Raw genomic sequence first — 8,265 nt, forward strand, 5'->3', positions numbered from 1 at the left:
GTGCACCACCGCCTCGCGCGCCGCTGGCGTTCCGGGCGCGCCTTCCTGGCCGGTGACGCCGCCCATCTGCTGGGCGCGCTCGGCGCGCAGGGGCTCGACGAGGGGCTGCGGGACGCCGAGAACCTCGCCTGGAAGCTGGCGCTCGCCTGGCACCACGGCGCGTCCGGCACCCTGCTCGACAGCTACCAGGCGGAGCGCCGGACGGCGGTCGCGGCCCGGCTGCGTGCCGCCGACCGGATGCTGCCGGCGGTGCGCGGCACCGGCGGCTGGCAGGCCGTGCGCCGCACCGTGGTGCCCGGCTCGGCACGCGGTCTGGACGCGGCGCTCACCGACGGGCACGTGGGGCGCGGCGTGCTCGGCGCGCCACCGCAGTACGCCCGTACGCCCCTGGCACCCGCGCCGCCGGCCGGTGCCGCGGCGGTGGCCGGGGTGGGTGCACAGGTCGTGGACGTGCCGGTGACCGCGCCGGACGGAGCGGACGCCTGGCTGCGGGACCGGCTGGGCGGCGCGCTGCTGGTGGTGCTCGTCGCGCCGGGCACGGGCGTGTGGGAGCGGCGGCACTGGCTGGGCGCGGGGCTCATGCCCCAGCTGGCGACGGCGGTCTCCGCGCTGCCCATGGCGGCCGAACTGCTGGTGGCCGAGGGCTATCCGGGCGCGGCCGCGCACACCGTGCTGGTCGTCCGGCCGGACGGGCATCTGGTGGCCGCACTCGACGGGGTCCGGCCGGCGGAGCTCTTCGCCTGTGCGGACGCGGTCCGCGGAGGCGCGCCGGCCCAGGCCGGGGCCGGCGAACACACGGGGACGGCGGGCGCGTCCGAGGAGGCGGCCGAAGCGTCCAGTGAGGCTGCGGCCAACCGTTGACCGGGCCGTGGCACCGTGATGGAATCCGAGCGTGACTGACAGTGGCGCGCGTTTCTGGCGGAGGGTCCATCTGGACCTCGTCCGCTACGCGGGCTGTGTCTGTCGTCCGTCCTGCTGATCCGCCTTTCCTTCGCGCGACCGCCCGCTGAGCGGCGCGCGCCTCTTCGCGATCTCCCAGGACTCCGGACGGTTCCCCGTGTTCTTTCCCGTACGCGCCCTCATGCCCGCGTTCCTCGTGCCCTCTTCCGTCTCCCCCGCCGCGCCGGCTGTTCCACCGGCCGCCGCTCCTGCCGCCGGTGGCCCGTCACCGGCCGAACTCCTGGACTTCGTACGCCGGATCGCGGCGGACGCCGCGCTGGTCGCCTCGCTGCCCCTCGATCCCGAGGGGCGCACCTGGATGCGGCTCGACGGGCCGGGCGGCAGCGAGGCGTGGCTCATCGGCTGGCCGCCGGGCAGCGGCACCGGCTGGCACGACCACGGCGGCTCGAACGGCGCCTTCGCCACGGCGGTGGGCCGGCTGACGGAGCAGTCGCTGGCCGCCGCCCTGCCGGCGGAGGGCTGGACCCTGCTGGAACTGGCGGAGGACGTCGACCGCGAACGACAGCTGACGGCAGGCGAGGGCCGGGCCTTCGGCCCGCACCATGTGCACCAGGTGTTCAACTCCTCCGCCGAGGGGCACGCGGTGTCCGTGCACGCCTATCACCCGCCGCTGCCCCTGATGCGGCGGTACGGCCGCAGCGGGCCGGTGCTGCGGCTGGAGCAGGTCGAGTGGCCGGAGGAGTGGGCATGAGGGTCGAGGAACTGCTGTCCGCGGCACGCGCGGACCTCGTCCGGCTGGGCCCGGCCCAGGCCGCCGAGGTCCAGGCCCGGGGCGGGCTGCTGGTCGACATCCGGTACGCGGCGCTGCGGGAGCGGGACGGCACGATCCCCGGGGGGCTCCTCGTCGAGCGCAATGAGCTGGAGTGGCGCCTGGACCCGGCCTGCGCCCATCGCGCCCCCGAGGCCACGGACCACGACCTGCGGATCGTGGTGGTGTGCGACGAGGGCTACGCCTCCTCGCTGGCCGCCGTCTCCCTGCACCGGCTCGGCCTGCGGCACGCCACGGACCTGGCGGGTGGTTTCCAGGCGTGGCGCGCGGCGGGCCTGCCGGTGCTTCCGCCCGGTCAGTCCTCGGGGAGGTAGCCGTCGAGGAGCTCCGGGTCGTCGCCCTCCTCCTCCAGCGCACGGCGCACCACGCGCAGGGCGAGGCCCTCGGAGTAACCCTTGCGGGCCAGCATCCCCGCGAGCCGGCGGATGCGCTTCTCCCGGTCCAGGCCGCGGGTGGCCCGCAGCTTGCGCTCGACCAGCTCGCGGGCCGTGCGCTCCTCCTGCTCGGGGTCCAGCTGCCCCACGGCCTCGTCGACGATCGCGGAGTCCACGCCCTTGGTGCGCAGCTCGCGCGCCAGGGCACGGCGGGCCAGGCCCCGGCCCCGGTGCCGGGACTCCACCCAGGCGCCGGCGAACGCCGCGTCGTCGATCAGGCCCACGTCCTCGAAGCGGGACAGCACCTCCTCGGCGACCTCGTCGGCGATGCCCCGCTTGGCCAGGGCGTCCGCGAGCTGTCTGCGGGTGCGCGGGGAACCGGTGAGCAGGCGCAGACAGATGGCCCGCGCCTGCTCCTCCGGTGGCGGCGGCGCCCCGTCCCCGGCCCTCGACGGGAAGGGAGCGTCGCCGCCCGTTCGTTCGGCCGCTCGCACGGGCTAGCTCTTCGCCGCGGCCTTGGCGGTCTTCCCCGTGGACTTCGCGGCCGGGGCGGGCACCGACTTGGCCGGCTCGGCGGCGGCCGCACCGGTCACCGCGGCGTCCGTGCCGGGCTCGGCCGCCGAGGCCTCGGGCCGGGTGCCGACGCCGAGCTTGTCCTTGATCTTCTTCTCGATCTCGTTGGCGAGGTCGGGGTTGTCCTTGAGGAAGTTGCGGGCGTTCTCCTTGCCCTGGCCGAGCTGGTCGCCCTCGTAGGTGTACCAGGCACCGGCCTTGCGGATGAAGCCGTGCTCGACACCCATGTCGATCAGGCCGCCCTCGCGGCTGATGCCCTGGCCGTAGAGGATGTCGAACTCGGCCTGCTTGAAGGGCGGGGCCACCTTGTTCTTGACGACCTTGCAGCGGGTGCGGTTGCCCACCGCTTCCGTGCCGTCCTTCAGCGTCTCGATGCGGCGGATGTCGATGCGCACCGAGGCGTAGAACTTCAGGGCCCGGCCACCGGTCGTGGTCTCCGGGGAGCCGAACATCACGCCGATCTTCTCGCGGAGCTGGTTGATGAAGATCGCGGTGGTCTTGGACTGGTTGAGCGCGCTGGTGATCTTCCGCAGCGCCTGGCTCATCAGACGGGCCTGGAGGCCCACGTGCGAGTCGCCCATCTCGCCCTCGATCTCCGCGCGCGGCACCAGGGCGGCCACGGAGTCGATGACGATCAGGTCGAGCGCGCCGGAGCGGACCAGCATGTCGACGATCTCCAGGGCCTGCTCGCCGTTGTCCGGCTGGGACAGGATCAGGTTGTCGATGTCGACGCCGAGCTTCCTGGCGTACTCGGGGTCGAGGGCGTGCTCGGCGTCGACGAACGCGACGGTGCCACCGGCCCGCTGCGCGTTGGCCACGGCGTGCAGCGTCAGGGTCGTCTTACCGGAGGACTCCGGTCCGTAGATCTCCACGACGCGGCCGCGCGGCAGGCCACCGACGCCGAGGGCGACGTCGAGGGCGGTCGACCCGGTGGAGATGACCTCGATGGGCTCGTTCGGCCGCTCGCCCAGGCGCATGACGGCGCCCTTGCCGAATTGCCGTTCAATCTGCGCGAGCGCGGCGTCCAGCGCCTTCTCGCGGTCGGTTCCTGCCATGGGTTCCACCCGGTTCGCTTGAGTCGATCGCTTCACGTCCACGACGCTAACGCCTGCCACTGACAATGCGCCCGGGCGTCGCCCCGACCTGTGGATAACTCACCGGAACATGGGGCTCCGGCAAGGCTCGGGACACCCATAAGAATGGATGTTCGAATTTAGTGTCAAGCGTGCCCGCCACCGGCGCGGCCCGTGTCGCCGCCGGGCCCCTCCGCGCCGCCCCCCGTGCCCCCCACGCCCTCTCCGCCGTCCCCGCCCTCGACGTCGTACCGCCGCACGTACGCCCCCAGGAAGGCCTGCAGCGTCGCCGTCGCCGGGATCGCGATCAGCGCGCCCACCGCGCCGAGCAGCGCGGCCCCCGCGATGACCGAGCCGAACGCGACGGCCGGGTGCATGTCGACGGTCCGGGCGGTGATGCGCGGCTGCAGCAGATAGTTCTCGAACTGCTGGTAGACCACCACGAAGGCCAGCACCCACACCGCGTACCAGGGGTCGACCGTGAAGGCGAGCAGCACCGGCAGCGCGCCCGCGAGATAGGTGCCGATGGTGGGGATGAACTGCGAGACGAACCCCACCCACACCGCGAGCGCCGGGGCGTAGGGCACGCCCAGGACGGCCAGCAGGACGTAGTGGGCGGCGCCGGAGATCAGCGCCATGAGGGCGCGCGAGTAGATGTAGCCGCCGGTCTTCGTCACCGCGAGCTCCCAGGCGCGCAGCACCTCCGCCTGCCGGCGCGGTGGCAGCACCGAGCACAGTGCGCGGCGCAGCCGGGGGCCGTCGGCGGCGAAGTAGAACGCGAAGAGCAGCACGGTCAGCAGGTGGAACAGCCCGCCGACGAGGGTGGCCGACACGTCCAGCACCCCGCCCGCGCTGCTGCTCGCGTACCGGCGCAGCCAGTCGGAGCGCAGCAGGCTCTGCTGGATCTTCACCCGGGAGAGGTCCCGGTGGAACGTGCGGTTGATCCAGCCGATCACCGAGTCCAGGTACGAGGGGAAGTTCTCGACGATGGTCTGGATCTGGGCGGCCAGCATCGAGCCCAGCAGCGCCAGGAAGCCGACGACCAGGACCGTGATGACGAGGGAGACCACGGCGGTGGCGAGGCCGCGGCGCATGCCGCGCGCGGCCAGCCGCTGCACGGCCGGCTCGATGGCCAGGGCCAGGAAGAAGGCGATCAGAAGATCAAGGAGGAGGCCGAAGAGCCGGTGGAAGGCCCAGCCGGCCACCTGGTAGCAGGCGACGAGGAGCAGCGCGACCGCGACCGCCCGGGGCACCCACCGGGGCATCCGGGCGGCGTCGGCGCCGGTCAACGTCTGTCCTCGGGGATCTCCAGCGCCCGGCACACCGCCCGCCACACGTCCTTGGCGTCCCAGCCGGCGTCCAGCGCCTGGTGCACGGTCCTCCCGCCCAGCTCGGACATCACATGATCACGCGCGAACGAGTCGGCGTACGACGCGCCGAAGTAGTCCGCCATCCGCTGCCAGAAGACCGTCAACCGCATGGGCCAAGTATCCCGCCCCTGAGAGTGCAGCCGGGCACGAGCCGCTGACCGGGGCCGCTTTCCGCCCTACGGTCTTGTCCATGGCCCCATCCGGAGCATCCGCCGTCGCCCGTGCCGAGCACTTCGTCTGGCTCACCGCCCGCGTCCTGGAGCAGCGCAGGTTCGCCTACCACTTCCTGGGCGGCGGCGCCGACGCCGTGGAGGCGGCCCTGACCGCCTATCTGGGGGACGACGGCGGGTACGGCCACGCCCTCGAACCCGATCTGCGCGGCCCGGTGAGCCAGCCGCTGCACACCGCGCTCGCGCTCAGGGTGCTGGACGAGATCGGCCGCTGCGGCGACCGCCGCGTCGAGCGGGTGTGCCGCTACCTGACGGCCGTCTCCACACCGGACGGCGCGCTGCCGGCCCTGCACCCCTCGCTGCGCGGCTATCCGGCCGCGCCCTGGCTGCCGGTGGTGGACGACCCGCCCAGCGATCTGCTGTCCACCGGCCCCGTGGTGGGCCTGCTGCACCGCAACGAGGTGTGGCACGCGTGGCTGTTCCGGGCCACCGACTTCTGCTGGAGCGCCGTCGAGGCCCTGTGCCGGGGGGCCCGGACGCATCCCTACGAGGTGGCGGCCGCGGTCGCCTTCCTCGACGGCGCCCCGGACCGCACGCGCGCGGAGGCGGCCGCCGAGCGGCTCGGCCGGACCGTGCGCGAGCAGCGGCTCGCCGTGCTGGACCCCGAGCGGGCGGCGGAACATCCCGTTCCGGAGGGGTACGCCCCGGGCGAGCACCACTTCCCCCACGACTTCGCGCGGACGCCGGACTCGCTGGCCCGGCCCTGGTTCACCGACACCGAGCTCGATCGGTCGCTGGACCACCTCGCCGGTGCCCAGCAGGAGGACGGCGGCTGGCCGGTCCGGTGGCGGCTGTGGGCCCCGGGCACGGCCCTGGAGGCCCGGCCGATGGTGACCATCGACGCCCTGCTGACCCTGCGCGCCCACGGCCGCCCGATCTGACCGCGCCCCCCTCCGGCGTTCCGCCGCGCACCCCGAAAACCGCCCGTGACCTGCGCTTCCAGGGCATTGTCAGTGGTGCGGTGCACGATGGGGGACATGGCGAACGACACGGCTACGGACCAGGGCTCGGCCGAGGACCCGGCTTCGGCCCTGTCCACGTTCTCCCCCGCGACCCGCGCCTGGTTCACGGGGGCCTTCACCGCCCCCACGGCGGCGCAGGCGGGGGCCTGGCGGGCGATCGACGCGGGCTCGGACGTGCTCGTCGTCGCCCCGACGGGCTCCGGCAAGACGCTGGCCGCCTTCCTCGCCTCCCTGGACCGGCTGGCGAGCACCCCGCCGCCGGCCGAGCGCGCCAAGCGCTGCCGGGTGCTCTACGTCTCGCCTCTCAAGGCCCTCGCGGTGGACGTCGAGCGCAACCTCCGCAGCCCGCTGACCGGCATCCGTCACGAGGCCGTGCGGCTGGGCCTGCCCGAGCCGGAGATCCGGGTCGGCATCCGCTCCGGCGACACCCCGGCCGCCGAGCGCCGCGCGCTCGTCACGCGCCCGCCGGACATCCTGATCACCACGCCCGAGTCGCTGTTCCTGATGCTGACCTCCGCCGCGCGCGAGGCGCTCGCCGGTGTGGAGACCGTCATCCTCGACGAGGTGCACGCCGTCGCCGGCACCAAGCGGGGCGCCCATCTGGCCCTGTCCCTGGAGCGGCTCGACGCCCTGCTCCCCCGCCCGGCCCGGCGCATCGGCCTGTCCGCGACGGTGCGGCCGGTGGACGAGGTGGCGCGCTTCCTCTCGCCGCGGCGCCGGGTGGAGATCGTGCAGCCGCCGTCCGGCAAGGAGTTCGACCTGTCGGTGGTGGTGCCGGTGGAGGATCTCGGCGAGCTCGGCGGTTCGCCCGTGCAGGACGGCGGTGACGGCAAGGAGAAGCCGTCCATCTGGCCGCACGTGGAGGAGCGCATCGCCGACCTCGTCCAGGCGCACCGCTCCACCATCGTCTTCGCCAACTCCCGGCGCCTCGCCGAGCGGCTGTGCAACCGGCTCAACGAGATCGCCCACGAGCGGGCCACCGGCGAGCCCCTGCCCGAGGACCACTCGCCCGCCCAGCTCATGGGCGGCTCCGGGCCGGCCAAGGGAGCGCCCCCGGTCCTCGCCCGCGCGCACCACGGTTCGGTCTCCAAGGAGCAGCGCGCCCTGGTCGAGGAGGATCTGAAGGCGGGCCGGCTGCCGGCCGTCGTGGCCACCTCCAGCCTGGAGCTGGGCATCGACATGGGCGCGGTCGATCTCGTCGTGCAGGTGGAGTCGCCGCCCTCGGTCGCCTCCGGCCTGCAGCGCGTCGGCCGCGCCGGCCACCAGGTGGGCGCCGTCTCCACGGGCGTGGTCTTCCCCAAGTACCGGGGCGATCTGGTGCAGGCCGCCGTCGTGACCGAGCGGATGCGGCAGGGCGCCATCGAGTCGCTGCGCGTGCCCGCCAATCCGCTGGACGTGCTGGCCCAGCAGATCGTCTCCATGGTCTCCATGGACACCTGGGACGTGGAGGAGCTGCTGGCCCTCGTGCGGCGGGCGGCGCCCTTCGCGTCCCTGCCGGAGTCCGCGTACTCGGGGGTGCTCGACATGCTCGCCGGGCGCTACCCCTCCGACGCCTTCGCGGAGCTGCGGCCCCGCCTGGTCTGGGACCGCGTCGCCGGGACGGTCTCGGGCCGCCCCGGGGCGCAGCGGCTCGCCGTCACCTCCGGCGGCACCATCCCGGACCGGGGCCTGTTCGGCGTCTTCCTGGCCGGCGCCGACCCCAAGAAGGGCGGCGGCCGGGTCGGCGAGCTCGACGAGGAGATGGTCTACGAGTCCCGGGTCGGCGACGTCTTCACCCTGGGCACCACCTCCTGGCGGATCGAGGACATCACCCGGGACCGCGTCCTGGTCACGCCCGCGCCCGGCACCCCGGGCCGGCTGCCGTTCTGGAAGGGCGACCAGCTCGGCCGGCCCCTCGAACTGGGCCGCGCGCTGGGCGCCTTCCTGCGCGAGGTCGGCGGTCTGTCTCCCGAGG

The 8,265-nt window shown here is 74.2% G+C and carries 10 protein-coding genes; 6 read left to right on the forward strand and 4 right to left on the reverse strand.

The features are described 5' to 3' along the window. The 4 genes from AB0K09_RS25090 to AB0K09_RS25105 form a co-directional block, all read left to right on the forward strand. Positions 1–861 (forward strand): FAD-dependent monooxygenase (locus AB0K09_RS25090; protein WP_366067638.1); only part of this gene is annotated, 861 nt, incomplete at its 5' end. Between the two features lie 31 nt (positions 862–892). After that, a complete protein-coding gene (locus AB0K09_RS25095; protein WP_361520831.1) occupies positions 893–979 on the forward strand; it encodes a putative leader peptide in 87 nt (28 codons plus the stop codon). Positions 980–1,081: 102 nt separating this feature from the next. After that, positions 1,082–1,651 carry a cysteine dioxygenase gene (locus tag AB0K09_RS25100; protein ID WP_366067645.1) on the forward strand — a complete coding sequence of 190 codons (570 nt, stop codon included), beginning with the start codon at positions 1,082–1,084 and terminating at the stop codon, positions 1,649–1,651. Then, a complete protein-coding gene (locus tag AB0K09_RS25105) occupies positions 1,648–2,043 on the forward strand; it encodes a rhodanese-like domain-containing protein (RefSeq protein WP_366067639.1) in 396 nt (131 codons plus the stop codon). Before AB0K09_RS25100 ends, AB0K09_RS25105 begins: the two co-directional genes overlap by 4 nt. Here the strand turns inward: AB0K09_RS25105 and recX are convergent. From recX to AB0K09_RS25125, 4 genes are all read right to left on the reverse strand, one after another. Next, a complete protein-coding gene (recX, locus tag AB0K09_RS25110) occupies positions 2,025–2,597 on the reverse strand; it encodes a recombination regulator RecX (RefSeq protein WP_366067640.1) in 573 nt (190 codons plus the stop codon). The two genes, AB0K09_RS25105 and recX, sit on opposite strands and share 19 nt — an antisense overlap. A 3-nt stretch (positions 2,598–2,600) precedes the next feature. Beyond that, positions 2,601–3,731, reverse strand: a complete 1,131-nt coding sequence (recA, locus tag AB0K09_RS25115) for a recombinase RecA (protein ID WP_366067641.1) — start codon at positions 3,729–3,731, stop codon at positions 2,601–2,603. Positions 3,732–3,895: 164 nt separating this feature from the next. Then, positions 3,896–5,014 (reverse strand): AI-2E family transporter, encoded by a 1,119-nt coding sequence (locus tag AB0K09_RS25120; RefSeq protein ID WP_366067646.1) that lies wholly within the window; start codon positions 5,012–5,014, stop codon positions 3,896–3,898. A gap of 20 nt (positions 5,015–5,034) precedes the next feature. Beyond that, the gene (locus tag AB0K09_RS25125; RefSeq protein ID WP_366067642.1) at positions 5,035–5,229 is read right to left on the reverse strand and encodes a DUF3046 domain-containing protein; all 195 of its coding nucleotides are present in this window, start codon (positions 5,227–5,229) and stop codon (positions 5,035–5,037) included. Between the two features lie 80 nt (positions 5,230–5,309). On the opposite strand from AB0K09_RS25125, the gene AB0K09_RS25130 reads away from it, so the two are divergent. Both AB0K09_RS25130 and AB0K09_RS25135 read left to right on the forward strand, forming a co-directional pair. Continuing rightward, on the forward strand, positions 5,310–6,230 hold the full coding sequence (locus AB0K09_RS25130) for a hypothetical protein (RefSeq protein ID WP_366067643.1): 921 nt from the start codon (positions 5,310–5,312) through the stop codon (positions 6,228–6,230). A gap of 96 nt (positions 6,231–6,326) precedes the next feature. After that, the coding region (locus AB0K09_RS25135; protein ID WP_366067644.1) for a DEAD/DEAH box helicase at positions 6,327–8,265 on the forward strand (1,939 nt) is incomplete at its 3' end.

This window comes from Streptomyces sp. NPDC049577, assembly GCF_040675635.1.
In the GTDB taxonomy this organism is placed as follows: Bacteria; Actinomycetota; Actinomycetes; order Streptomycetales; family Streptomycetaceae; genus Streptomyces.